Genomic DNA, 26,045 nt, shown 5'->3' with positions numbered 1-26,045 from the left:
AGATACAAAAGTTCTACTGTTTTTTATTCTTGTTGAGTTATAATAGTTTCTCAATTGAATAAAGAGTAGTAGGACTTTTTGTTTTTTCTCCCGGTTCTGAGGAGAGTTGTTTTTGATTGAATCAAGTGAAATTTAGGCGACTTAGATGTAATAATGAGTGAATCGATAGAAACGAAAAAGAGAGGTGTGAGAATGAGTTGAAATTATATACAAAAACAGGAGACAAAGGACAAACGAGTGTAATTGGAAGGCGGGTTGATAAGGATCATATTCGTGTTGAAGCATACGGTACGATTGATGAGGTGAATTCTCATATTGGATATGCGATGACGATGCTGCAGAACGGGCCATTCAAAGACATTTATAGTGAACTTGAAAATATTCAGCATGAATTGTTTGATTGCGGCGGAGATTTAGCGATTGTAGAGAAAAAGATACCTTATAAAGTAACAGAAGAGATGGTTATATATTTAGAAGAACGAATTGATCATTACATAGAGGAAGCTCCTCTGTTAGAACGTTTTATTTTACCTGGAGGGAGCGGGGCGTCTGCAGTGATTCATATTGCTCGTACAGTAACAAGAAGAGCTGAGCGGAACATTGTATCATTAGGGAAACAAGAAGAGATGAATGAAATGGTCTTGCGATATATGAATCGATTATCTGATTATTTATTTGCAATTGCTAGGGTGATTAATGCCCGCCTACAAATAAAAGATGTTGAATATAATCGAAGTGCAATCGTGTTTCGTGATAAAGAAGAGAAGAAAGTGGAATGAGCCACTTTCTTTTTTTGTATACTTTTTTTCGTATTATACCACAATAGAGAAAGTATGACGGTTATTAGAAAACGGAGGATGTATATGAAAGCCTTAAAAGTTAGCGTAATGATGCTGGGATTGTTATTTATATCTCAATTACATGTTTACGCTGAGGACAAACAGTGGACATGGCCTGTTGATGGAAGAATTAGTGATTATTTTGGAACAAGGCATGGAAAACACTATGGAATTGATATAGCAGCCCCAATTGGAGCGCCAGTTGTGGCTATTCAAGGTGGTGTGGTAACAAAATCTTATTTTTCAAATAGTTATGGACATGTTGTTTTTATTAAGCATGGAGAATATGAAGCTGTTTATGCTCACCTAAATAAGAGATATGTAACGCAAGGGACTCGTATTGCAAGAGGAGAATTGATTGGTGAAGTAGGAAATACAGGTGAATCACGAGGGGCGCATCTACACTTGGAAGTCCATCATGGACGTTGGACAATGGAGAAAAGAAATGCAATGAATCCTTTGCTTGTCTTGAATGAGGAAAAACACCAAGTAGTTTCATCATCACTATATGTCGTGCAAAAGGGAGATACGTTGGCTCAGATTGCACGTAAGTTTGGAACGACAGTTGATGCGATAAAAGTAAAAAATGAGTTGAGGGAAGACCAAATTTATCCAAATCAAAAATTGTATATTAATTAAAACAAGAGCTAGTCGAACTAGCTCTTGTTTTACCAAAAAATAAAGACACATATAAATCCAGAAATAGCTAAATAGCTATAATAGTAAAAGACTTTTGCTCTCGTTTTTTCTTTCGTTCGAAATAATACAATGGTTGGTTCGATTAAGCCGATCGTGAAACATAATAGGCCAAGGAGCATACAACCGATAGAAAAAGAATACAAGGCAACTTGTACTTGAAATGGAAGGAACCATTTTAATAAAAATGCGATAAGTGCGGTATAACAAATGCTGCCAATGTATTTGTTTAATGTTGTATTAGAACGAAAACCTGGAAGCTTTTTAAAAAAGGACCGGGAAACAACCTCAGTTTGTAGAGATGTGTGTTCCTCTATTATCTTTTGAGCTTCTTTTCCTTTATGAAAAAGAGATAGAATCCAGTTGCGTTTCCCTTGGAAAACGAATTGTGAAGTTGTTAAATAGTGATCGACCTTCACTTTTCCCCAATTTTTCCATGTGTGACGCTCACATAGCTTCAGTTTACTTTCTGTTTGCTTATCATACTGATAAATGCTTATGCCTTCTTTATCAAAAGTAGCATAGTATGTTTCGCTTGAAAATGTGCCTAAATCAATTGGACAGTAGAAAAGTAATTCTTTTTTTAAATAAAAGTATTCTTTTCGTAAGTTTTTTTTCATCGTTTCTCGAATAGAGTGTCTTTTCTCTTTCTTCATGACATTTCCTCCATATTAAGAAAATGCTCTTATCTTAACAATTCAACATCTTATCACTTTTCTGTATGAATGACTAGGGAATTGAGTAGGAAAAAGCCGAATGATAAAAAATATGGGTTGTATTGTAAAATAGTTGGACGGAATTTTTTGTTGAGAATAAGAGAAGTAAATAACTTATTTTTAATAAGTTACAATCTTTTTTGTTCACAACTGTATTATATTGGTGTATAATAGGATAGAAAATAGAATATCGGTCTATCTTCGGGGCAGGGTGAAAATCCCGACCGGCGGTGATGAATAATTATTTTTCGTTCTAAGCCCGCGAGCCGTTAAGGCAGGATTTGGTGTGATTCCAAAGCCGACAGTATAGTCTGGATGGGAGAAGATGGAGGTTCAAGCGTTCAAAAAAGATAAGTGTTTGAACGTCTATTTGATGTGCCTGAAAATTCTCCCTTTGTGTAAAACACAAAGGGTTTTTTCATGATATGAAAAAATAGGCATAGCAGAACCTTTCCACTTTCCATGAGATGATCGATGGAAAAGGAGAGAGAAGGATGAAACAAAAAAACAGTGTAGTACAAATGGTGAGTGTAGCGATGCTAAGTAGTATTGCGTATTTACTAATGATGTTGGAATTTCCGTTTCCAGGACTTCCACCGTTTTTAAAAATTGACTTTAGTGATGTACCAGCTTTAATCGCAGGGGTTATTTTTAGCCCGGTTGCAGGGGTGGTTGTAGAAGCGATAAAAAATATTCTTCACTATGGGATTCAAGGTAGCTTAACGGGAGTTCCTGTCGGAGAAATAGCAAATTTTATTGCAGGGTGTCTATTTATTGGTCCAGCAGTTTTCCTATTTCAGAAGTATCGCACAGTCAAAGGTTTAACAACAGGTTTAATGCTAGGGACGGTTATTACGGCGGTAATTATGAGTGTGTTAAATTATTTCATCATTTTACCGGCTTACACTTGGTTTTTAAATTCACCAGCTATGTCTAGCGGTGCTATGCGACAAACAATTGTAACAGCGATATTGCCATTTAATCTAATTAAAGGAATTGTTGTAACGGTTGTATTTGTAGCACTGTTTTCACGCTTAAAAGTATGGGTATTTGCAAAAATGAAAAACGCATAGAAATTTTGGCCATCAGAGGTAAAGATACTGCTGATGGCTTTTTAAATGGTAAGCTAGATAAATAACAAAAAATCCCCCTCATAAAGGTGAGGGGGATTTTTTGAAGTTAATAAAAAGACTATTCGAATTTTAAAGCGTCACCGTCAAATGCTTCGTCAGCAACTTTAATTGAGTCAGTTGGACAACCTTCAAATGCATCCATCATGTCATCAATTAATACGTCTGGAATTTCAACGATACCTTGGTTATCATCTAATGTTACAAATGCAATACCTTCATCATCATAGTCATAAATGTCTGGTGCAGCAGCTCCGCAAGCTCCGCATGCGATACAAGTATCTTTATCAACGATTGTATATTTTGCCATCTTTTTTCCCTCCTGATAATATGTATGTGAAAATATTCGCTATACAAATGATAACCTTATTGTAAAACGGTTTTTTAAACTTTTCAACATAAAATTATAATGATAATCCTTATCAATTAGAGTGTCAACTTATTTTTAATTTATTTCACAAGATTTTCGAAATGCCTAAATGCCAAGCAGTTTGATACAATAGTAAATAGAAAGAGGAGCTTTTATCAGTGAAGCATCTTAAGTAATGGTTAGCTGTCAACAATTCGGTGTTTGCAGTTAAGGAATGGGACAAATCTTATTGAAAGGCGGAAGCGGTAATGCAGTTACAATATACTTTGTTATATTGTTTAAAACAATTGAATGGTGAAAGAACCGTTTCTTCCATTTACTATCTATTGAAAGGGAAACGTTCTTCACAAACATTACAAGATGGGAATATGTTTCAGATTTCTTTTCTTTTTGGAATATATAAAGCATTAACAAGGTACGATTATAATCAGGAAATTGCGTGTATTTTAAATGCAGAATGGATTAAAATCGTGCATGAAAATACATATGTATTAACAAGTGCTGGAGAGAAGCAATTAAATGATTGGGAAAAAGCATTGCCCTTTCCACAGCATTTACACGGTTTACATTATGGTGCTCTTGGTGAAGCTTTTTGGAAGAGGCTCTCATTAATCATTCAAACAGTGTCGAACTTACAACAGCAAAATACAAGGTTCATTCCGATTCAACAAGATACAGAAGTAACGATGTGGGTTAAGGAATTTCTCATTGGGTTACCATACGTAAGGAGTGAACTTGCAACAGGACTGTGGGAAGAAATGCATCGACTATTAAAAGATGTTGATCCAGTAGAAGCAACAGTCCTGACCTATCGCTTAACTGGGTATGAACGAATTGGATATACATTGCAACAACTTGCAGCAATTACAAAACAAGATGTGTTCCGCGTACATCTATTATTTTGGGGCACGATTCATTTCTTTATTCAAGCCGTTCGTAAAAAGGAAAAAGAGTTTCCTTTATTGACAAAAATTATTTCCTATCCGAATGAAAGAGCAGATTTATTCAGTTTGTCAACGAGGAAGACGTATCAACTTTGGAAACAAGGCCGTTCTTTAGAAGAAATTGCAACAATTAGAAATTTAAAGCCCGCAACGATAGAAGATCATTTTGTTGAAATAGCGTTAAGAGAACGAGATTTTTCTATTGAGATGTTTGTAGAAAAGAATAAGATAGAGCAAGTGAAAAAAGTTATTGAAACATTACAAACACGCAAGTTACGTGTGTTAAAGCAAGCGGTAGGAGAAGAAATTTCTTATTTTGAGGTCCGTCTTGTGTTAGCGCAGATGGAGGGTACAAATGAGACTTGAAGAGCATTTGAATAAGTGGTTTGGATATACTGAATTTCGTCAAGGACAGAAAGGTGTTATTACAGATTTGCTACAGGGGAAAGATGTTGTAGCAATGCTTCCGACTGGGAGAGGGAAATCTATGTGTTATCAACTTCCAGGTCTCATGCAAGAGGGGACAGTGCTGGTTGTATCCCCTTTATTATCTTTAATGGAAGATCAGGTTACACAGCTTAAATATGTCGCGAAAAATCGTGTAATTGCGTTTAATAGTTTTCGGACAATAAGTGAGAAAAGGAAAGCGATTAAAAATTTAGCATCGTATAAATTTGTCTTTGTTTCACCTGAAATGTTGCAATCTGAATTGTTAGTAAAGGAATTAAAAAAGATTCATATTTCCTTGTTTGTTGTAGATGAAGCACATTGTATTTCACAATGGGGATATGATTTTCGGACGGACTATAAAAAGTTAGATCAAGTTATTGTAAGTATTGGTCATCCACCTGTATTGGCACTAACAGCAACAGCAACAAAGGAAGTATTGAAAGATATTGTAGAGAGTTTAAAGCTTACCAATGCAGCTGAACATGTATATTCAATTGATCGTCCAAATATTGCAATGGAAGTACAATTTGTACAAACAATAGAAGAAAAAAAAGAAATGCTTCTCTCACACGTTACGTACTTACAAGGGCCAGGAATTATTTATTGCTCTAGTAGAGCTTGGACGGAGCGTTTAACAGAATATCTACGGAGTAAAGGTATAACAGATGTCGCTTTTTATCATGGTGGAATGGAGCATGAAGAGCGAATGTTAATCCAGCAACAATTTATGAATGATCAGTTGCAACTTGTTATATGTACAAGTGCTTTTGGAATGGGGGTAAATAAGCCAAATACGAGGTATATTATCCATTTTCATTATCCCACCAATATAGCCTCCTATTTACAAGAAATCGGTAGGGCAGGGAGAGATGGAGAAGCAAGTATTGCCATTTTACTATGTAGTCCACTGGATCATGATTTGCCAATCTCTATTATTGAAGATGAATTGCCAAATAAACAACAAATTCAATTTTTATTTTCTCTATTACAAGAAAGAATGTTTCAAACGAAAGTATTACCAATAGAAGATGTAGAAGAAATTTGTTATAATGCAGCAAGATTTAATGAGCAACACTGGCGTTTCGTACGTTATCATTTAGAAAAGATGAAAATCATACAACAGAGAAATTTCATGCTAGAGTGCTTGTCAAATGAAAGTATACAAAAATTAATATTAGAAGCGGATAGACGTCTTCACAATAAATACAGGCAATTAGAAAATATGAAATCGTGGCTGCAGTGTCAAGGTTGTAAGCGAGAACAGTTATTACATCAATTTGGCTATAGAAAGGAAGGCGAGCTGAAAAACTGTTGTGATTACTGCGGCATTACAAAAGAAGCGTATAAAAAAAGACGAGCAAGACAATCGGTTTTCGACTATAATTGGGAAACAGAGTTACAATTGCTCTTTGGTATGGGAGAACGGAGGAATGATGAGCATTCAAAGGCGTAGCGTTGAAGACATGAGTCCGAAAGAGATACGGCTTAATCTCTATATAACACAATTAATAATTATAAGTATTGGCTGTTTACTAGCCTATATATTATTTCCAAATCAGAATGAATTTTATAGTCTGTGGAAGTGGGAGCCAATCTCTATTCTTGTAATAGGCAGTGGGATAGCTTGTGGTGTTGTGTTATTAGATTATATCGCAATGAAAGTGTTACCGGAATCATGGTTTGATGATGGAGGTATTAACGACCGAATGTTTCGAGGAATGTCAGTCGTGCAATTACTGGTCGTTACCTTTGTTATTGGTTTCGCTGAAGAATTTTTATTTCGCGGGGTATTACAAACATATTTTGGACTTGTAATTGCGAGTCTTATCTTTGCTATTTTACATATCCGATATATAATGAAACCCTTTTTGTTTTGCTTTGTTTGTATGATAAGTTTTGTATTTGGATATGTGTTTCAATGGACAGGAAATTTGTTTATAACAATCTTTGCACATTTTCTTGTTGATTTTATAATGGGACTTCAATTAAGGAAATAAATGGAAGGTGGTGGTGAACAGCATGAGAAAACAAATTCCTGATTTTGAAGAAGAGTTGGAAGAAGAACAAGTAGAAGAAGGTTTACCGCCGCGTAGCGAGGTTCATAGAAATAAAGAGAAGAAAAGTAAATTTAAGATTAATCATTTTTTTGTTCGAGTTTTAACCTTTCTATTTATTTTGTTACCAATTTGTATTCTATGGTATACGGATAAATATATTGAAGTGCAAAGTTCAAAAGGAAGCAGTGAATCTGGAAAGAGTGCATTTGAAGTCATCTTTTTTGACTCAAATAAATCGGGGGAACAGAAGAAACCAGAGAAACCAGAGAAACCAGAGAAACCAGAGAAAACTGAAACTCACATTGTCAAAGAAGGCGAGACATTGGAAAGTATTGGGAATCAATATTTTCCAGGTGAAGATGGGGCTATGATTATTAAAAAATATAACAATTTACAAGACGATCAGTTAGAAGAAGGACAGGAATTAAAAATCCCTATTAAAGAGAAGACGGAATAAAAGGAGTAAGATGATTAGTATAACGCAAAATGAGATAGTCTGTCTGTATCACATGTTTTTTGACAGGTATGATTTGCCAGGACTATATTTTATTAGGAGAGAAGTTGAGAAGAATATATGCTATGGATTGGGTTAGGGAGTACGTTCATATGTATCGTCTTTATTTGTCTTTTTATAATGTATAGAGAAGCAATGCGTGATACATTATTGGAACATACTTTGTCATTTGTAAATTTTCCAACGGGTTTTCAAAGGGTCAGGATCTTTTTTATTTCCGATATTCATAAGAGAATTGTTTCCCGTTCACTAATTGAAAGGGTAAAAGGGAAAGCTGATCTTGTTATTATTGGTGGTGACTTAGCTGAAAAAGGTGTACCATTATCACAAATTGCTAATAATATTCAAATTTTGAATGAATTGGGCCCCGTTTATTTTGTGTGGGGAAATAATGATTACGAAATTGAATATCACGAATTAGATGCATTATTACTAGAACATGGTGTGAAAGTTTTAGATAATACAAGAGTATTATTTGAATCAGAATATGGAGAGAAGATATGTTTACTTGGGGTGGATGATGTTGGATTAGGGCGAGATCGTTTAGATCTGGCGTTGGCGGATTGTCAAGAACAAGGATTTCGGATTTTGATTAGTCACAATCCGGAAATTGTAAATAAAATGTCTGGACAGGAACAAATCTCACTCGTATTAAGCGGTCATACACATGGAGGACAAATTCGGTTCTTTCCTTTTAAACGGTATTTAAAGGGTGGCGTATATAAGCATTCGAATATGGTTTTATTTGTGAGTAATGGATATGGCACGACATTTATACCACTGCGTTTTCGAGCGCCTGCTCAAACGCACTTAATTACTTTGCAGGGGAAGGAATAAAAGATTTTTAATTTAAAGGTGGGGAAATGATGCCAACTTTAAAAGGGGAATATAATATAAAAGCAGTTTCAAATATGCTTGGAATTCAGCCTAGTACACTTCGAGCATGGGAGAGACGATATCATATTATTGCTCCAAGACGAAATGATGCGGGACACCGTTTATATACAGAAGAGCATATTCGAGTCTTAAAATGGTTAATGGACAAAGTGAATGAAGGAATTACGATAGGTCAAGCAGTGCAAATATTAGAGGGGAATCGGTTGCGAAATCACAATGTAATAGAAACAGCATATAATAAAGAAGTCCTTTTAGTAGACGATATCCTGCACTCTTTGTTAAAATTTGATGAAGCGCAAGCCTATGCGTTATTAAACGAGGCTTTTAGTATTTATTCAACAGAAAAAGTAATCACACATATATTTCTTCAAATTATGAATCAGTTAGAGATTTTGAGGAGAAATAATGAGATTACAATGGTACAAGTGCGATATATAGACTCGTTCTTATGCTCACGCATGGGAATGATTTATCATAATACACATACTCATTCCTCATTGCCAACAGTGTTAGCTCTATGTGGACTAGGTGAAGCTAGTACATTGCACCTCTTTGTTTTAACGACATATTTACGCCTAAAAGGTTATCAAGCTATGTATCTTGGGACAGGCTTAAGTGAAGAGGAAATTGATGTAACGATCGCACAATTGACACCTAAATATGTAGTTATATCTTGTTTACAAGAGCGAAATCTGAAAAGTACAATGAGGTGGATTCGTAAGTTGCAAAGTAAGCACCAAGGGCTTCGTGTTGGTCTTTTAGGGTTCGCAAGTCAATTTGTTTCAGAGGGAGACCGGTCTGAACTTCAGAATGTGCTCATGGGTAATACGAAAGAAGAATGGGATGAATGGTTAAAAATGTCGGAATAGTTGTTCGAAAAGAACCATCTATTTTCTATTTCATATAATAAAAATTATATTCAATGGTTACGTAGGGGGGTTATAAGATGAGGCTGGAACGTTTAAATTATAATAAAATAAAAATTTTCTTAACGTTTGATGATTTATCTGAGCGAGGATTGACGAAAGAAGATTTATGGAAGAATGCTCCAAAAGTACAGCAGTTATTCCGTGATATGATGCAAGAAGCGAATAAAGAACTTGGATTTGAAGCGGATGGCCCAATTGCAGTTGAAGTATTTTCTTTACAGGCACAAGGAATGGTTGTCATTGTAACAAAAGAAAATCACGAGGCGGATACAGAAGATGAGTTTCGTGATGAGTTTATTGAAATGCAAGTAACTCTAGATGAGAGTGAACATATATTATATGAATTTGCTACATTGGAAGATGTAATTAATTTGTCGAATCGTTTATATAACCTTGGTGTAACTGGCGGAAAGCTCTACACATGGGATGGGCGTTTTTATCTTTGGATGGAGGAAGAAACACAGCTCTTAAAAGCTGATTTTATTGCTATTTTAGCAGAATATGGCAATCCTTCCACGGTGACGATTTATCGTATTATGGAGTATGGAAAAGAGTTAATGGATTCTCAAGCGATTCAGCAAATACATCATTATTTTATTTTAAAACAAAACCTCAGCTAATACAAAATAGCTTGAGGTTTTTAATATTACATTTTATTTAAAAAAATAAAGAGGAAACTAAAAAACATTTAAATATTTAAGTATTTTACTTTTCTAAAAGTAATAAAAAGACTATAATAACAGTGAAAACGCTTGCAAAATAAAAAAGTTTGTATACATTTGTTAGCGTTTTCTATTGCATTCCAAATTTAACGGTGTATACTAGGCAATGAAGGTTTACTAAACAAGTGAAATTACAGGGGGTTTACTTACTATGGTAGCCGAAAAGGGAACTCAAACACAAACACAACAAAGGGAGCAACACTTTGAATTGTTGAATTCAACACAAATTGTTATCAATGAAGCATTAGAAAAATTGGGTTATCCAAACGAAGTATATGAATTACTTAAAGAACCAATTCGTATGATGACAGTGAAAATTCCAGTTCGTATGGATGACGGGACTGTTAAAATATTTACAGGATATCGTGCACAGCACAATGATGCTGTTGGTCCAACGAAAGGTGGAATTCGCTTCCATCCAAACGTAACAGAAAATGAAGTGAAAGCACTTTCTATTTGGATGAGTTTAAAATGTGGTATTGTTGATTTACCGTACGGTGGAGGTAAAGGTGGAATCATTTGTGATCCACGTGAAATGTCTTTCCGTGAATTAGAAAGATTAAGCCGTGGATATGTACGAGCAATTAGCCAAATTGTTGGTCCAACAAAAGATATTCCTGCTCCAGACGTATTTACAAACTCACAAATTATGGCATGGATGATGGATGAATATAGCCGTATCGATGAGTTCAATTCACCAGGATTTATTACAGGTAAACCACTTGTATTAGGTGGATCCCATGGACGTGAAACAGCGACTGCAAAAGGTGTAACAATTTGTATTCGCGAAGCTGCGAAAAAACGCGGTATTGATATTAAAGGTGCACGTGTTGTTGTCCAAGGATTTGGTAATGCTGGTAGCTTCTTAGCTAAATTTATGCATGATGCTGGTGCAAAAGTAATTGCGATTTCAGATGCTTATGGTGCACTACATGATCCAAATGGATTGGATATTGACTACTTACTTGATCGTCGCGATAGCTTTGGTACAGTAACAAAATTATTCAACAATACAATTTCAAACAAAGAATTGTTAGAACTTGATTGTGATATTTTAGTACCAGCTGCAATTGAGAATCAAATCACAGAAGACAATGCTGCAAATATTAAAGCGAAAATCGTAGTAGAAGCAGCAAACGGTCCAACTACATTAGAAGCAACAAAAATTTTAACAGATCGTGGTATTCTACTTGTTCCAGATGTATTAGCAAGTGCTGGTGGTGTTACAGTATCTTACTTCGAGTGGGTACAAAATAACCAAGGATATTACTGGACAGAAGAAGAGGTAGAACAACGTTTAGAAAAAGTAATGGTAAAATCATTTGATTCTATTTATGAAACATCACAAGTTCGTAAAGTGAATATGCGTTTAGCAGCTTATATGATTGGTGTACGTAAAATGGCAGAAGCTAGTCGCTTCAGAGGTTGGGTATAAAATAGAGTAAAAAGATTAGAGAGAACGTGGTTTCCTTCCGAGGAAACCACGTTTTTTGTTGAAGCACATAATAGAAATAGAAGTAACAAATATGTAAGGATAGAAAAACAAAAAGAACACTTGTTCTATGCGAACATCCGTGCTATAATCTCTTTAGACAAATAAAACGGAAACGAAATAAGGGGAGATTTATGATGAAAATGACAGCGGACCAAAGATTTATGATGCCAACGGATGTTATGAAACGAGTGGAAGTTTTACGAAATAAACATAGTAAGCGTGCATCATTATTACAATCAGTAAATCAATTTTTTGGTTTGGATACGAAAGAAGATCGTGTTTGGTTTTACGGTTTTTATGGGATGGCTGTAGGTATTCTGTTGTTTATGGTGTTTACTTCTAGTATTTTCGATTTTCTCTTCGCGTAAGAAATGTGCCATATGGACATAGAGGCTGAATACATATATAAGGAAGATAGGTAATTTTCTAGAGCGGAGTTGATTGCGATGGCTATGTTCCCTATAGAACGCAATTATATCAGACACGGAAACTCACGACCAGGAATCGCCCTTTCAAAGGTAAGATTTATTGTCAGTCATGACACAGGGAATCCTGGTAGCAATGCGATAGGAAATCGGGATTATTTTGATGAAATACAGCCAAAAGCTTCAGCGCATACATTTGTAGATGATAAAACAATATTAGAAATTATTCCAATAAATGAAGTAGCCTACCATGTAAGGTATAATGTAACGACAGATAACGCTTTATATGGTTACGATGCAAACCGAGCAGCTATTGGTGTTGAACTTTGCTACGGTGGAGATGTTAATTTTTGGGATGCGTATACACGGTTTACATGGTACCATGCTTATTTATGTCAAAATTTTGGTTTGAATCCTAAAACAGATATTGTGTCACACAAAAAGCTGGATCCTGTTCGGAAAATTGACCCTGAAAATGTATTGAGCAAGCAGGGAATTAAATTTAGGCAATTTTTAGCAGATGTCTATCGAATGTACGTCTCGTTTAGATGACAAATATATGAAAAATGAATACAATAAGGATAGGTGCCTACTGCTGAAAGTAGGTTTTTTCTTGTTTTATAATAAATAGAGTTTGAGGCAGAAGACTAGGAGTGAACCGAGTATGCAAAAAGAAACAGCTATTATAATCGGGGGAGGCCCATGCGGATTAGCGGCAGCAATTTCTTTGCAAAAAGCAGGAATCAATCCGCTAGTAATTGAAAAAGGGAATATTGTAAACGCGATTTATCATTATCCAACTCATCAAACATTTTTTTCCTCTAGTGAAAAATTAGAGATTGGCGATGTTGCTTTTATTACAGAAAATCGTAAGCCAGTCCGTAATCAAGCGCTTGCGTATTATCGTGAAGTGGTGAAGCGTAAAGGTGTGCGTGTACATGCATTTGAACGTGTAGAACAAGTTCAAAAAGATGAGGATTGTTTTAGGGTAAATACTGTAAAACGTGATGGAAATAAAGAAACATATGTAGCGAAATATATTGTAGTGGCAACGGGATATTATGATAATCCAAATTATATGAATATTCCAGGGGAGGATTTAGAGAAGGTGTCTCATTATTTTAAAGAGGCACATCCTTACTTTGACCGAGATGTAGCTGTAATAGGTGGAAAAAATTCTAGTGTGGACGCTGCATTAGAACTTGTAAAAGCTGGAGCACGTGTAACAGTGTTGTACCGTGGAGGAGAATACTCACCGAGCATTAAACCGTGGATTTTACCTGAATTTGAGGCGCTAGTACGTAATGGTACAATTCAAATGCATTTTCACGCTCATGTAAAAGAATTTACGGAGCACGCACTTACGTATACGGTTGATGGGAAATCATTTACAATTCAAAATGATTTTGTGTTTGCAATGACAGGATATCATCCGGATCATAGTTTCTTAACGAAAATGGGCGTGAAGATTGACGAAGAAACAGGACGTCCTCTTTATGTAGAAGAAACGATGGAAACGAATGTTAAGAACATCTTTATTGCTGGTGTTATTGCCGCTGGAAATAATGCAAATGAAATATTCATTGAGAATGGACGATTTCATGGTGAAGCAATTACACAAACAATTGTATCAAGGGAACAAGAATAAGCTGTCGAATTTCGACAGCTTATTTCTTAATTGTGCATAAACATTTTTTGGAATTTTTCTTGAGAATGAGCATTTTCTAGAGCGACTAGTAATTTAATACGAGCTTTTTGTGCATTTAATCCGTATGTGAAAACGACGCCCATATCTTTTAATTGTTTTCCTCCGCCCTCGTAGGAATATACATCTTGGACAATTCCGTTAAAGCAGCGGGAAACGAGAATAATTGGAATGCCTTTATTTATTAATCGTTGTAAGCTCGGAAGCGTTCTTGGAGGTAAGTTACCTTGTCCAAGGGCTTCAATTACGATTCCGTCCACTGGCAAGCTTTCAATTGCAGCTAACAATGTATCGTCCATACCAGCGTATGCTTTTAATACAACAACGTTTTTGGAAATTTGTCGGATTGCATATGTTTCGTGATGAACTAAAGCGTGATGGAAGACTACGCCGCGTTTTGTTACCATACCGATTGGTCCGTACTGAGGACTTTGGAATGTCGCGACATTACTTGTATGTGTTTTGGTTACATTTGTAGCGCAGTGGATTTCATCGTTTAATACGACTAGAACACCTTTTCCAGCCGCTTCATTACTGCTTGCAACTTTTACAGCAGATAAAAAGTTATATAGACCATCAGCACCTAATTCGTTGCTAGAACGCATTGCACCTGTTACAACGATTGGAATATTCGCTTGCACTGTTAAATCAAGAAAATAGGCCGTTTCTTCTAATGTATCCGTACCATGTGTAATGACTACACCATGAATGCCTTCATGTTTCACTCTTTCATCAATGATGACTTGTAATTGTAACATCTCACTCGGAGTCATATGAGGAGATGGAAGATGAAAGACATCCTCAACAATTAAATCAATATCATCTTCTAAATTAGGAATAAATTTTAAAAGAGGATTTTGTTTTCCTGGTTGTACAACCCCAGTTTCTTTATCTTCCTCCATTGCAATTGTTCCACCTGTGTGTAAAACTAGGATTTTTTTCAATGTTTGTACCCCTTTCAGTTGAAAAATACATTTAGAACATACCATGCTTTTAGCAAATTGGACAATGAAAATGTATAAAAGTTTGCATGGAAAATGACAATAAAGTTAGATCTTACATTTTTTTTATGGGTAGTTACTATAAGAAGATGAGAATGAAAAGGGGCGTCTTTTTTGAAAAAGATGGAGAGAGTTTTAATTCGTATATTAGTGATTCAGTTTATTTGCCTTTGCGTTGTCCAATTGCTCTTCATGCAGGAATCTTCGATTAAGTATTTGTCAAAAATTGTTTATTACGAAGGGGTTATGACGAAAGATACAACGGATATTTTACAGGTGAATAAGTAGTTTTCATTTTCTTCTAGGAAGGATTATGCTACAATAATTGAGGATTTAATGGCGTGAAACAAACGGGGAGAAGCAGGGGGATATACCTGCTTTTCATTTTGTTTTATAAGTGAAAAAATGAGGTGTTACAATGGATAAACGAATTTCAATTGCGATAGATGGTCCAGCGGCTGCTGGGAAAAGTACGGTTGCGAAGGTTGTTGCAAAAGAACTTTCATATGTCTATATTGATACAGGTGCAATGTATCGTACTCTTACATACGCTGCGCTTGAACAAAATGTGGATATTGAAAATGAAGAAAAATTAATGGATGTTTTAAAAAATGTACATATCGAATTTCAACAAGGAGAAAATACACAACTTGTCTTTTTAAATGGACAAGATGTATCTGAAGTGATTCGTACACCAGACGTAACAAATCGTGTATCTATTGTTGCAAAGCATCGTCTTGTTCGTGAAGAAATGGTACGCCGTCAACAAGGATTAGCTGCAAAGGGTGGCGTCGTAATGGACGGTCGTGATATTGGTACACATGTATTACCTAATGCTGAAGTGAAGATTTTTATGCTTGCTTCTGTTGAAGAAAGAGCGGGAAGAAGACATCTAGAAAATATGAAGAAGGGGTTCGCCTCCAGTTTAGAGCAATTAAAAAAAGAAATTGCCCAGCGTGATAAATTGGATTCAGAGCGCGAAGTTTCTCCACTTAAAAAAGCAGATGATGCATTAGAATTAGATACAACCTCCTTATCAATTGAAGAGGTTGTCCAAAAAATTATGAACATTGTTTCTGAAGCGTTTGTGAAATAAAGAAAGGGGAATATTCCTCTTTCTTTATTTTTTTGTTTATTTCTTCTAAAAATATCAAGATAGTAGTGAATCATAAGACGCTTTCCTTGACAAATAAGCCAATTTGTAAGAAGTTAGTTAAAGAGGGATAGAACTGTCAGAATATATTCGCTATTATATTTCAAAACATACTTTATTCAAGGCAAATTTGCTGTATACTAATTATATAGGTTTTATGTATTTTCCTATAAAGTGTATTGGAATTGGGTATGTGTGGAACATTTCTTATAACATGCAAATGAAAGCATTTGTTTTCATTTCGTATATACATAAAAAAGGCTTTGTCAATTCTGTAGGGAGGTATTTCAATGGTAGAGAAAATGAATGAAGAAGTGATGGATTCAAAAGCATTACAAGTGGGTGACGTTGTTACGGGTTCTGTAACAAAGGTTGAAGAAAAACAAGTTCTTGTAAATGTTGGATACAAAACAGATGGCGTTATTCCTATTAGTGAATTAGCTAACGTTCATATTGAAAAAGCGAGCGATGTTGTAGAATTAGACCAAACTCTTGAGTTGAAAGTTATTAAATTAGAAGATGATGATCTTGTTTTATCTAAGCGAGCTGTTGATGCAGAGAAAGCGTGGACAGAATTACAAGAGAAATTCAATTCTGGTGATGTATTTGATGTTACTGTAAAAGATATCGTGAATGGTGGTTTAGTTGTGGATCTTGGTGTCCGCGGATTTATTCCAGCTTCACTTGTAGAAGTACATTATGTAGAAGATTTTACTGAATACAAAGGAAAAACATTAGCGGTGAAGATTGTTGAACTAGATCGCGAAAAGAACCGTGTTATTCTTTCACATAAAGCGGTAGTAGAACAGGAATTAGATTCTAAGAAAAAAGAGGCTATCTCTTCTTTAAAAGAAGGAGATATTGTGGAAGGAACCGTGCAAAGATTAACGGACTTTGGTGCTTTTGTTAACGTTGGCGGTGTAGATGGTTTAGTTCATATTTCACAAATTTCCCATGATCGTGTTGAACAGCCTTCTGACTTATTAGAACAAGGACAAAAGGTAAAAGTAAAAGTATTATCCGTTGATGCAGATACACATCGCATTTCTTTATCAATTAAAGCAGCTCAGCCAGGGCCTTGGGAAAATGTTGCTGATGAAATAAAAGTGGGAGATATTCGAGAGGGAACAGTAAGACGTATTGTTACGTTCGGTGCTTTCGTTGAAATTTTACCAGGTGTAGAAGGACTTGTGCATGTGTCACAAATCGCAAATCGTCACGTGAAAAATCCAAATGAAGTATTAGAAATGGGACAAGAAGTGAAAGTGAAAGTACTTGAAGTACATGCAGCAGAAAAACGTATTTCTTTAAGCATAAAAGAAGCTCTTGAAGAAAATAATGTAACAGAAGATTATAGCCAATATGAGCCAGCTTCTGAGTCTGCAACTTTCCAATTTAGTGATATTATCGGTGAACAATTGAAAAAATTAAAGAAATAAAGAGGGGTACAAGTGGTAAGGGCAAAACGTAAATTAGAACATATTGAATACGCTCTTTCCACCGGGCAGTCTCGTGCACATGGATTTCATGATATTGAATTTGTCCATCAAAGCTTGCCAAATTCAAGTTATGAAAGTATTACATGTGAAACAAAAATCGGCGAACTTTCACTAAGTTCGCCGATTTTTATCAATGCGATGACTGGCGGTGGTGGAGATCAAACATTACATATTAATGAACAGTTAGCATATGTAGCGAAACATCATAACCTTGCGATGGCTGTCGGTTCTCAAATGGCAGCGTTAAAAGATGAAAGAGAAGCATCCTCTTATCGAATTGTTAGAAAAGTAAATCCAAACGGACTTGTTTTTGCAAACTTAGGTAGTGAAGCGACAGTTGAACAAGCAAATCGTGCGGTTGACATGATTGAAGCCAATGCTTTGCAAATCCATTTGAATGTTATTCAAGAATTAACGATGCCAGAAGGTGACCGAGATTTTACAGGAGTATTAGAACGGATTGAAAAAATTGTTCTCAGTTCTACAGTACCTGTTATAGTGAAAGAAGTAGGTTTTGGAATGAGCAAAGAAACAGTGCGGCAGTTAGCCGATGTAGGCGTGACAGCTGTAGATATTGGTGGTCAGGGAGGGACAAATTTTGCTGCTGTGGAAAATGAAAGAAGGAAGCGAATGCTTTCTTATTTTAATGATTGGGGTATTCAGACGGCTCCCTCAATAATAGAAGCATCCTCTACAAATAATAACCTCTCTCTCATTGCATCTGGCGGTATACAAACTGCGCTTGATGTAGCAAAAGCAATTGCGCTAGGGGCACAGGCAACTGCTTTTGCCGGATGTTTTTTACGTATATTGATGAATGAAGGTACCCAGAAATTAATGGATGAAATAGAACTTTTACATATGGATTTACAGTTTATTATGACGGCTCTTGGAGCTAGCACAATATCTGAACTTCAGAAAGTGCCACTCATTGTGAAAGGCGATACGTATCATTGGTTATCGCAACGTGGGATTGATACTACACACTATAGTAAGAGGTAATGCTTTTTAAGTTTTTTGTAGGTTATTCATAAATCAAAATAAGATAAGAATAAAAAATCAACCGAAAGAATCAACCGTTCGGTTGATTTTTTTTATGTATCTGTTTCGTACAATGAAGAGGAAAGGAGAAGATGGTATGAACAAAATTATTGAAGTGGATAAAGTAACGAAGCGCTATGGGGATTTTGCAGCGCTATCTAATATTTCGTTTTCTGTATGGGAAGGTGAAATTTTATGCTTTCTTGGGCCGAATGGGGCCGGGAAAAGTACGCTTATTCACTTATTATCAACAATATTGAAACAAGATAAGGGAGAGATTTTATTTGATGGGAAGAATTATAAAGGAAATGAACGATATATAAAAAGTTCTTTAGGGATTGTTCCGCAAGATTTAGCTATATATGAAGAGGTATCAGCTGAAAAGAATGTTGCATTTTTTGCTTCTCTTTATGGCTTAAAGGGAAATGAACTACAAGAAGCTGTAACAGAAGCTTTACAATTTGTTTCTCTTTTAGATAAGAGAAAGGAAAAACCAAAAACTTTTTCTGGTGGCATGAAAAGGAGATTGAATATAGCGTGTGCAATTGCCCATAAGCCAAGAGTCATTATTATGGATGAGCCAACTGTAGGGATTGACCCGCAGTCCCGCAATCATATTTTGCAATCTATCCGGCATTTAAGAGAGAAGGGAGCTACGATTTTATATACGACACATTACATGGAGGAAGTAGAGGAAATTTCAACTAGAATTATCGTGATTGATCGTGGGGAAGTCATTGCGGAAGGGTCAAAAGAAGAATTGAAAGAACATATTATGAATGATATATGTTATTCCATTGAATGTGATGGGATTACAAAAGGAATCGGAGAAGAGTTATTTATAGTAGAAGGAGTAAGAGATGTAAAAGTAACAGGAGAGTTATTGCAAATTACTGTGATAAAGGGTGTAGAAAATTTAGATAAGGTGATAGCTCTTCTTATGAATAAGGGTGTAAAAATAAAAAATATGACAAGTGAAGTAGCTAGTTTGGAAACTGTATTTTTACAACTTACGGGGAGAAAATTAAGAGATTGAAGGTGGTTCATATGGGATTTTTAACCCTTTATAAAAGAGATATGATGAACATTATAACAAATCCCCCTCTCGTATTAACGAATACAATTTTTCCTTTATTGTTTATCGTGATTCTTGGTTATTTAAGTAGTGATATCTATGGAGAGGCAACGATTACCTCTTATGATTATTATGGGATTACGATATTAATTTATAGTGTATTAAATGTTTCTATGACAGCGTCAAATAGTTTCATGGAATCAAGTTTAAAGAGCAGTAATTTAAGAGTCATGTATAGTCCGATTCGTACTTCTTATGTATATATAACGAAGGTATTAGCGACATTTACATTTACTTCTATTTGCTTACTATTTGTAATGCTGGTGACACATATCTGGCTAAAAGTATCGTTTGGAGGCCGTTATGCTATTTATGTAGTTATAATAGCGCTATTGTTTAATATGTTTTCTTCTGTTGTAGGAATACTATGTTGTTGCATTTTAAAAAGCGAAGAAGTGACAAATGCGATATTAACAATTATAAATAATATTTTTGCAATTTTGGGCGGTATTTTCTTTTCGCTTGATGGATACGGAGACATGATCCGTGTTGTATCGTATATTTCTCCTGTGAAGTGGGTTGTAGAATGTATGATGAAAATTGTGTATGATCATGATTTGAGTTTATTTGGTGTAACAGGGAGTATATTCATTGTGTTGTCTAGTTTAGGGCTGTTTTTCTGTTCCGTCTTTTTTAAAGAGGAGGATTATGTATGAATGAAATTGGGATTGTTTTTAAGCATAATTTAAATCGAGTTTTAAGTAAAAAGGGCTATGTATTTTTAACGATTATCTTGACGAGTGTTTCAATCGCTCTTGCAATTTTTTTTACATCAAAATTTGAGATGAAAGGCAATATTGCCTATGTAACGAATGGGAAGCACGTTGAAATTCAAGCAGAAGGATTTCAGGTTACTAAGGTGAAGGAAGTACCTAGTATGTCAGAATTTGTGATGAAAAAATACGATGCAGCCATTACTATGAAGGAAAATGGTCAGCTGGATATAAAAACAATAAAAGGGAAAGCCTTTAAGGAAGAAATAGAAAATGCTATTGGGAAAAAGAGAGATCAATCTGTTCATACGCAAGAAACACGCAAAATTGGTACAAATATATTAGGGTATGTTTGTATGTTTGTTTTATTAGGTAGTGTTATGTTTATGCACTTTTATAAAGAGGATCGAGAAAAGAAAATATTGACTCGAATTGTATCTTCAAAAATACGGATAAATAATTATCTATTGGGGCATATTTTGTTCGTATTCTGTATGCTATATATCCCGATATTCCTCATTTCGATGATTGAAAAGAGTATTTTTAATGTGAAAATAGGATTTAGTTATTTGGAATATAGTTATATGTTAGCAATTCTTGTTTTACTGGGAATTTCTTTTTCTTTATTTATGAGTACGATAATAAAGAAAGAAGATAACGTCGTTATGTTATCTTCTTCAATAATTGTTCTTACATCTATTTTGTCGGGGTTGTTTTTTTCTGTAAAAGACAATGGGACAATAATTGATTGGTTTGTAAAAATTCTTCCTCAAAAACAGTATCTTCTATTTATTGAATCAATTGAAAATGGTCATCGTATAATTGATAATATAGGTCATTTTATATATGTTGTAATAATTATGATGTTATTTTTCGTAATGAGTGTATGGATGCATAATAAAATGGTGAAAACGGGTAAAATTTAGGATAAACTGGGAATTGAGAATGAATGACAAGGTGATAGGATGAATATAGAGTTTCAAATTCTTTCGACTAAACTTATGCCTCCAGTTCCGCGACAGAATTACGTAAAAAGGGAGAGCATATTTCGGAAGCTACAAGATTTAGATAATTATAAGTTAATTGCAATAAAAGGTGCAGCTGGCAGTGGGAAAACCACTGTCTTGGCATCGTTTTTTAAAGAATATCCAGGGTTACCAGTAGCTTGGATTTCATTAGATGAAGAAAATAATACATTGTTTTCTTTTTGGTATTATGTGTTGGAGAGTTTACGCGTTTTTTTGAAAGAGGAAGAGGAGATTTTTACTTTATTTCAAACAATTATGCACAAGGAAGACATGAAGTATATTGTCATAGAGCTTATTAATCTACTAAGTAAAGAAGAAAATATTACAATTGTTTTTGATGATTTTCACTATATTGTGGATCATGAGGTAAATGAGTCTATAAGATATTTTTTAAAACATTCTTCTCCTAATATTCGAATGATTATATTAACGAGGGATGAACCGAATATATATACCGGAGAATTATTGATGGCAGGAACGATTTTGGAAATTGGTGACAAAGATTTAAAATTATCCTTTCATGAAGGGGTTCAATTTATTCAAGAAACATTGGGATTAAATATCAAACAAGAACTTGTTCAAAAAATGAACGGATTAGCTGAAGGGTGGATTGGTGGGCTTCAGCTTCTCGCGCTTGCGAAATTAGATCGGCGTAATGAGATAGAAAATATAAAGGCTCTTAATAAATATGTAATCACATATTTATCAAATGAGATATTAAATGATTTAAAAGAGGAGGAAAAAGATTTTCTAATCAAAACTTCGATTTTAAGCTATTTTACGGAAGGAATCTGTAATCAATTTTTAGGAAAACCAAATGCAAAGGAAATATTAAAACGATTATTTCAAAAGAATTTATTTATGACAGTGATTGATGAAGAGAGAGGAATATACCGTTACCACGCCATTTTTCAACAATTTTTACAACATTGTTTTGAGAAGTTAGAAAAAGAAGAGAAGGAGGAACTGTATTTACGCGCAGCTTATATATATGAACAGCTAGGAGATTTTGATGAGTGTGTAAAGGTATTGTTAGAAGCGAAAGATTATGAAGCGGCTTTAGATAAAATTGAAAGATATGGACAGAATCGAAATGGCTGGGGATATCTACACCATATTCCACTATCCTTTGTTGTGAGACGTAAGGAATTGGCTTTTCAGCTTATATTTTATTATTACTGCAATTTGGAATTAGAACGCTGCGTAGACATATTAACAGTCATTTATGAACAAAAAAGTGAGTCAGAATATTGGAGGGTATTTGACTTTTGTAAAGCCTTAATTGTGGAAGAAAATTTATATGTAGATGTAGCGTTTATCACTGAAATGGATGAGATGAATATGAGTGATGTGACGAAAGCGATTATTTATGCGGAATTATCGTTTCTTCTAAGGTTTCAGGAACGAGTTAAAGAAGCTCTATATATGCTCCACAAGGCTCAAATGCTTGAACAGAAAATTAAAAATCCATATGTAAAGATTGTTATTTTAAGTTCATTAAGTCAAATAAAAGAAGATTTAGGAGAATTAAATGAATGCGAAAAGTTATATGGTGAAATATTTTCGTTCATTGAGAAACATCCAATTTTGAGGACAATGTTAGAAAGCTGTTATATTGGAGTAACAGGTATTTATTTAAAACGATTGCAATTAGATTTGGCGGAGCAGTCTTTAGAAAAGGTTTCGCAAGGAGAGTCCGCTTTAGAAAAAGGATATTTATATAATGTTATGGAACTTCAAATTTTGAAAGGGAATTATCCGAGTGCAGTAGAGATAATTCGTCAGTTACAAGCATTTCCTGTATATCAACAGCATTTAGCATCTTTATTAAAATATGCAATAGAGCTTGAGGGAGAATATAGAGAGCAAATCAATCTGTTTGTTTCCATGTACCATCAAAAGAAGATAAAAAAACGTTTGAGAATGGAAGATAAGCTATTATATGCAAAAATTTTATCATGGAAAGGGAATATACAGGAGTCACTACATGTAATTGATGAGGTTGCAGAATTTACAAGAAAAAACAAAATGCGGATTGTACTCATTGAATCACTGTTATTGAAGGTCTGTATATTAGAAAAAAATAAAAAAGGGAAACGAGAACAGCTAAATTTATTGAGAGAAGCTATCTATTATAGTTATGAAAATAGTATCCTGTCACCATATAAATTAATGGAGAAACAATTGAAACCATTATTCGTATGCTTGAAAAAAGAAAGGTTACAAGATTTAAATAAGGCAGAACAAGATTTTTTATTTCAATTATTAGGAGAAAAGCAAAAAGAAGAAATAGACCCAATGTTAAGTCAGCGAGAATTAGAGGTGCTAATTGTCCTAGCTACTGGAGCAACGAATAAAGAGATTGGTGAAAAACTCTGTATTTCAATTTCAACAGTTAAAACGCATATTATTAATATATATGCTAAACTTCAAGTTTCTAATCGTGTAGAAGCAGTTAACAAAGCGTTAGAGATTGGATTAATAACGCAGGAGAAGAACTGAAAAAACAGCTGATATGAGCTGCTTTTTCAGTTCTTTTTTAATGTTGATTTTGTTTTCTTGCTTGCTCTGGTGTATCAAGCCCCGTTGCACCAGGGTATTGCAGTGATTGATTACGATCAGATTCAACGCGGCGCGATTGTTTTAGTTTCTTTTCTTGACGATCTTTTCCCATTTTTGTATACACCTCCTTATTACAAAGTGTTGCTGTTATAAGAAAAACTATACAGAAAGAAGAAAAGGATTAGTTTTTATAAAAAGTTCCCATAATGGAAATGATAGGAGGGAAAAATATGGAGGGAAATTATTTTTATTTTTTAGCATGGGTGGGCTGGATTGTTGCAACATTTTTTATGAAAAAAGAATCTGTTCGTTGGAAGGTAAGTGCCGTTATATTAATATTTATTATTTGCTCGCAAATAACAGTATCTATTGCTTCTTTCACGATATCAGTAAATGCTCTTTTACTTGGCATCATTTCTTTTTTAGGGATTACGCTATATTCTATTTGGAAAAAATTATACGTCTTACTTTCAGCGCTTATCATCGCTATGTTATATACAAGTTTTCGTTTATTAGAAGTGTATGATCCAATCTGGATTGTTATGAATCGAACCTTTATGTTAAGTGGCGCTCTTGTATATGCATCAATATTGTTACACGAGGACCGTTTGTTGCGTCTATGCTCTTTATATGCGGGAGCGTTACAAGGGGAAATATTAGTAACGTTTATTTTCCGTAAGCTACATTTTCCGTATGAATTTGGTAGTTTGGCATTTTTTGATATCGTTGCTGTTTCTACGCTGATTGTTGCAATTTTGATTTGGATCGCAAAAGTATCAGCTTATACAGGACAGCTTAGGAAAAAACATGTAAAAGAAAGGCAAGGGTAATACATGACTGAATATACACCAGCCATTTTGTGTGGCGTGATTGCAGGAACAGTAACAAGAATTTTTATGCTGCGTACAGATACAAGACAATATCCTACACGTTTACATGGGAAAATTATTCATATTGCTATGGGATTAATCGCAGCAGCTTTAGGGGCGATTGCAATTCCATCTATTTTGAAGAAAGATTTTTCAGCAATTACTTTCTTGACATTAGCAGCAACTCAATTTCGTGATGTGCGAAATATGGAAAGGAATACATTGCAACAATTAGATGGGTATGAACTTGTACCGCGCGGAAACACATATATTGAGGGAATAGCCATAGTGTTTGAAAGTCGCAACTATTTAGCGATGTTAACATCATTTGCGACAACATTTACATATATAGGCTTTCATTCATGGATTGCTGGCGTAGTTGCTGGTATAGTAGGGCTCTTTATTGCCAAAATATTGATGTCTGGTAAAAGGTTGAGTGATCTTGTAGATATTGAGTATAGTCCTCTTCACTTTGAAGGGGCTGGACTCTACATTGATAACATTTATATTATGAATATTGGATTGCCAGCACGGCAAGAAGAAATTATGAAGTATGGAATGGGCTTTATTTTAAAGCCTAAGTCTATAGATGCAATGGTAACGATTGCCAACCTTGGGCAACGACAAGCGATTTTACATGATGTTTCAGTCGCATTAGGGATATTTAGAGATTCTGGAACACCCGCGTTAGCGCCACTAGCTAAGCGTGATTTAGAGGATGGAAGAGTAGGTGTATTTGTACTTCCGCAAGATCGAGATGTAAAAAAAGCAATTGCTGTAATAGGGAATGTACCAACATTAGAAAGTGCGGTTCACATGTCATCAGAAGCTCCGAAAGGAAGGGGCGATACAAGATGATATTAGAGAGTTATATTCTTGCTGTTATTACAACCATGCCAGAAAAGTTTGCTGGTGGGGCACCGCTATTTGTTTGTGAGTCAAAAGAAGAGATGGAGTTTGTCGCAAATAATTTAGAAGCAATTTTAGATGGCATTGCCCATCGTTTGCAAGAGAATGTATATATTATTGTGAAACATTAGTAACGTGTGATATAATATGAGATGTTTTGATATGATAAGAAATATTCTGGAATGCAAATCCCTTCTTGCACAAAGAAGGGTTTTTTACATAATAAACAGAAGCAAATTGAAAGGA

28 protein-coding genes, 1 pseudogene and 1 riboswitch are annotated in these 26,045 nt (G+C 34.8%); of the genes and pseudogenes, 25 read left to right on the top strand and 4 right to left on the bottom strand.

From position 1 onward, the window contains the following. Positions 1-197 precede the first annotated feature (197 nt). Together ACIQ7L_RS03875 and ACIQ7L_RS03870 are read left to right on the top strand one after the other, a co-directional pair. A complete protein-coding gene (locus ACIQ7L_RS03875; protein WP_400566782.1) occupies positions 198-779 on the top strand; it encodes a cob(I)yrinic acid a,c-diamide adenosyltransferase in 582 nt (193 codons plus the stop codon). Positions 780-863: 84 nt separating this feature from the next. Further along, entirely contained in the window at positions 864-1,478 is a 615-nt protein-coding gene (locus ACIQ7L_RS03870) for a peptidoglycan DD-metalloendopeptidase family protein (protein WP_400566780.1), read from the top strand. Positions 1,479-1,507: 29 nt separating this feature from the next. Here the strand turns inward: ACIQ7L_RS03870 and ACIQ7L_RS03865 are convergent, their stop codons facing one another. Further along, on the bottom strand, positions 1,508-2,191 hold the full coding sequence (locus tag ACIQ7L_RS03865; RefSeq protein ID WP_400566778.1) for a hypothetical protein: 684 nt from the start codon (positions 2,189-2,191) through the stop codon (positions 1,508-1,510). 253 nt (positions 2,192-2,444) lie between these two features. After that, positions 2,445-2,582, top strand: a riboswitch (FMN riboswitch). A 163-nt stretch (positions 2,583-2,745) separates the two neighbouring features. Between ACIQ7L_RS03865 and ACIQ7L_RS03860 the strand changes: the two genes are divergently transcribed. After that, positions 2,746-3,324, top strand: coding sequence for an ECF transporter S component (locus tag ACIQ7L_RS03860; RefSeq protein WP_400566776.1), 579 nt, complete (start codon positions 2,746-2,748; stop codon positions 3,322-3,324). Positions 3,325-3,442: 118 nt separating this feature from the next. On the opposite strand, the gene ACIQ7L_RS03855 is transcribed toward ACIQ7L_RS03860, so the two are convergent. Then, a complete protein-coding gene (locus ACIQ7L_RS03855; protein WP_017152544.1) occupies positions 3,443-3,691 on the bottom strand; it encodes a ferredoxin in 249 nt (82 codons plus the stop codon). Between the two features lie 308 nt (positions 3,692-3,999). Between ACIQ7L_RS03855 and ACIQ7L_RS03850 the strand changes: the two genes are divergently transcribed. From ACIQ7L_RS03850 to ACIQ7L_RS03800, 11 genes are all read left to right on the top strand, one after another. After that, positions 4,000-5,061: a YpbB family protein gene (locus ACIQ7L_RS03850; RefSeq protein WP_400566773.1), complete on the top strand. Its 1,062-nt coding sequence runs from the start codon at positions 4,000-4,002 to the stop codon at positions 5,059-5,061. Beyond that, on the top strand, positions 5,051-6,598 hold the full coding sequence (locus tag ACIQ7L_RS03845) for a RecQ family ATP-dependent DNA helicase (protein WP_400566771.1): 1,548 nt from the start codon (positions 5,051-5,053) through the stop codon (positions 6,596-6,598). The genes ACIQ7L_RS03850 and ACIQ7L_RS03845 overlap by 11 nt, the downstream gene beginning before the upstream one ends. Further along, positions 6,579-7,142 carry a CPBP family intramembrane glutamic endopeptidase gene (locus tag ACIQ7L_RS03840; RefSeq protein WP_400567134.1) on the top strand — a complete coding sequence of 188 codons (564 nt, stop codon included), beginning with the start codon at positions 6,579-6,581 and terminating at the stop codon, positions 7,140-7,142. The genes ACIQ7L_RS03845 and ACIQ7L_RS03840 overlap by 20 nt, the downstream gene beginning before the upstream one ends. A gap of 22 nt (positions 7,143-7,164) precedes the next feature. After that, the gene (locus ACIQ7L_RS03835) at positions 7,165-7,659 is read left to right on the top strand and encodes a LysM peptidoglycan-binding domain-containing protein (RefSeq protein WP_400566768.1); all 495 of its coding nucleotides are present in this window, start codon (positions 7,165-7,167) and stop codon (positions 7,657-7,659) included. 117 nt (positions 7,660-7,776) lie between these two features. Next, positions 7,777-8,553, top strand: coding sequence for a metallophosphoesterase (locus ACIQ7L_RS03830; protein WP_400566767.1), 777 nt, complete (start codon positions 7,777-7,779; stop codon positions 8,551-8,553). Positions 8,554-8,582: 29 nt separating this feature from the next. Beyond that, complete coding sequence (locus ACIQ7L_RS03825) at positions 8,583-9,482, top strand: MerR family transcriptional regulator (protein ID WP_400566764.1); 900 nt, start codon at positions 8,583-8,585, stop codon at positions 9,480-9,482. A gap of 77 nt (positions 9,483-9,559) precedes the next feature. Continuing rightward, a complete protein-coding gene (locus ACIQ7L_RS03820; RefSeq protein WP_097897261.1) occupies positions 9,560-10,162 on the top strand; it encodes a genetic competence negative regulator in 603 nt (200 codons plus the stop codon). Between the two features lie 253 nt (positions 10,163-10,415). Beyond that, on the top strand, positions 10,416-11,699 hold the full coding sequence (gene gudB / locus ACIQ7L_RS03815; RefSeq protein WP_335359558.1) for an NAD-specific glutamate dehydrogenase: 1,284 nt from the start codon (positions 10,416-10,418) through the stop codon (positions 11,697-11,699). A 191-nt stretch (positions 11,700-11,890) separates the two neighbouring features. Then, positions 11,891-12,127 carry a DUF3961 domain-containing protein gene (locus tag ACIQ7L_RS03810; protein ID WP_097897259.1) on the top strand — a complete coding sequence of 79 codons (237 nt, stop codon included), beginning with the start codon at positions 11,891-11,893 and terminating at the stop codon, positions 12,125-12,127. Between the two features lie 78 nt (positions 12,128-12,205). Continuing rightward, a complete protein-coding gene (locus ACIQ7L_RS03805) occupies positions 12,206-12,736 on the top strand; it encodes a peptidoglycan recognition protein family protein (RefSeq protein WP_335359557.1) in 531 nt (176 codons plus the stop codon). 112 nt (positions 12,737-12,848) lie between these two features. Beyond that, on the top strand, positions 12,849-13,832 hold the full coding sequence (locus ACIQ7L_RS03800) for a YpdA family putative bacillithiol disulfide reductase (RefSeq protein WP_400566759.1): 984 nt from the start codon (positions 12,849-12,851) through the stop codon (positions 13,830-13,832). A gap of 26 nt (positions 13,833-13,858) precedes the next feature. Here the strand turns inward: ACIQ7L_RS03800 and ACIQ7L_RS03795 are convergent, their stop codons facing one another. Beyond that, a complete protein-coding gene (locus ACIQ7L_RS03795; protein WP_400566756.1) occupies positions 13,859-14,833 on the bottom strand; it encodes an asparaginase in 975 nt (324 codons plus the stop codon). A gap of 171 nt (positions 14,834-15,004) precedes the next feature. On the opposite strand from ACIQ7L_RS03795, the gene ACIQ7L_RS03790 reads away from it, so the two are divergent. The 8 genes from ACIQ7L_RS03790 to ACIQ7L_RS03755 all read left to right on the top strand — a co-directional run bounded on the left by ACIQ7L_RS03790 (position 15,005) and on the right by ACIQ7L_RS03755 (position 23,961). After that, positions 15,005-15,178, top strand: coding sequence for a YpfB family protein (locus ACIQ7L_RS03790; protein ID WP_400566754.1), 174 nt, complete (start codon positions 15,005-15,007; stop codon positions 15,176-15,178). Positions 15,179-15,308: 130 nt separating this feature from the next. Continuing rightward, a complete protein-coding gene (cmk, locus tag ACIQ7L_RS03785; RefSeq protein WP_400566752.1) occupies positions 15,309-15,986 on the top strand; it encodes a (d)CMP kinase in 678 nt (225 codons plus the stop codon). Between the two features lie 347 nt (positions 15,987-16,333). Further along, positions 16,334-17,482 (top strand): 30S ribosomal protein S1, encoded by a 1,149-nt coding sequence (rpsA, locus tag ACIQ7L_RS03780; RefSeq protein ID WP_400566750.1) that lies wholly within the window; start codon positions 16,334-16,336, stop codon positions 17,480-17,482. 12 nt (positions 17,483-17,494) lie between these two features. Next, positions 17,495-18,544: a type 2 isopentenyl-diphosphate Delta-isomerase gene (gene fni / locus ACIQ7L_RS03775; protein ID WP_400566748.1), complete on the top strand. Its 1,050-nt coding sequence runs from the start codon at positions 17,495-17,497 to the stop codon at positions 18,542-18,544. 136 nt (positions 18,545-18,680) lie between these two features. Beyond that, entirely contained in the window at positions 18,681-19,619 is a 939-nt protein-coding gene (locus ACIQ7L_RS03770) for an ABC transporter ATP-binding protein (protein ID WP_400566746.1), read from the top strand. Positions 19,620-19,630: 11 nt separating this feature from the next. Continuing rightward, positions 19,631-20,374: an ABC transporter permease gene (locus ACIQ7L_RS03765; RefSeq protein ID WP_400566744.1), complete on the top strand. Its 744-nt coding sequence runs from the start codon at positions 19,631-19,633 to the stop codon at positions 20,372-20,374. Further along, positions 20,371-21,357, top strand: a complete 987-nt coding sequence (locus ACIQ7L_RS03760; RefSeq protein WP_400566742.1) for an ABC transporter permease — start codon at positions 20,371-20,373, stop codon at positions 21,355-21,357. Before ACIQ7L_RS03765 ends, ACIQ7L_RS03760 begins: the two co-directional genes overlap by 4 nt. A gap of 39 nt (positions 21,358-21,396) precedes the next feature. Continuing rightward, positions 21,397-23,961, top strand: coding sequence for a winged helix-turn-helix domain-containing protein (locus ACIQ7L_RS03755; RefSeq protein ID WP_400566739.1), 2,565 nt, complete (start codon positions 21,397-21,399; stop codon positions 23,959-23,961). Between the two features lie 37 nt (positions 23,962-23,998). On the opposite strand, the gene ACIQ7L_RS03750 is transcribed toward ACIQ7L_RS03755, so the two are convergent. Next, positions 23,999-24,133, bottom strand: coding sequence for a YpzI family protein (locus ACIQ7L_RS03750; protein WP_174099616.1), 135 nt, complete (start codon positions 24,131-24,133; stop codon positions 23,999-24,001). Between the two features lie 118 nt (positions 24,134-24,251). Between ACIQ7L_RS03750 and ACIQ7L_RS03745 the strand changes: the two are divergent. The 3 genes and pseudogenes from ACIQ7L_RS03745 to ACIQ7L_RS03735 all read left to right on the top strand — a co-directional run bounded on the left by ACIQ7L_RS03745 (position 24,252) and on the right by ACIQ7L_RS03735 (position 25,930). Next, positions 24,252-24,862 (top strand): annotated as a pseudogene (locus tag ACIQ7L_RS03745) (YphA family membrane protein). Then, on the top strand, positions 24,855-25,748 hold the full coding sequence (locus ACIQ7L_RS03740; protein WP_400566737.1) for a YIEGIA family protein: 894 nt from the start codon (positions 24,855-24,857) through the stop codon (positions 25,746-25,748). Before ACIQ7L_RS03745 ends, ACIQ7L_RS03740 begins: the two are co-directional and overlap by 8 nt. Next, positions 25,745-25,930 (top strand): capping complex subunit for YIEGIA, encoded by a 186-nt coding sequence (locus ACIQ7L_RS03735; protein ID WP_097897245.1) that lies wholly within the window; start codon positions 25,745-25,747, stop codon positions 25,928-25,930. The genes ACIQ7L_RS03740 and ACIQ7L_RS03735 overlap by 4 nt, the downstream gene beginning before the upstream one ends. The last annotated feature ends 115 nt before the right edge of the window (positions 25,931-26,045 follow it).

Origin of the sequence: Bacillus sp. NPDC094106 (genome assembly GCF_044764345.1) — a bacterium.
In the GTDB taxonomy this organism is placed as follows: Bacteria; Bacillota; Bacilli; order Bacillales; family Bacillaceae_G; genus Bacillus_A.
This window is presented reverse-complemented; position numbering and strand designations above follow the sequence as displayed.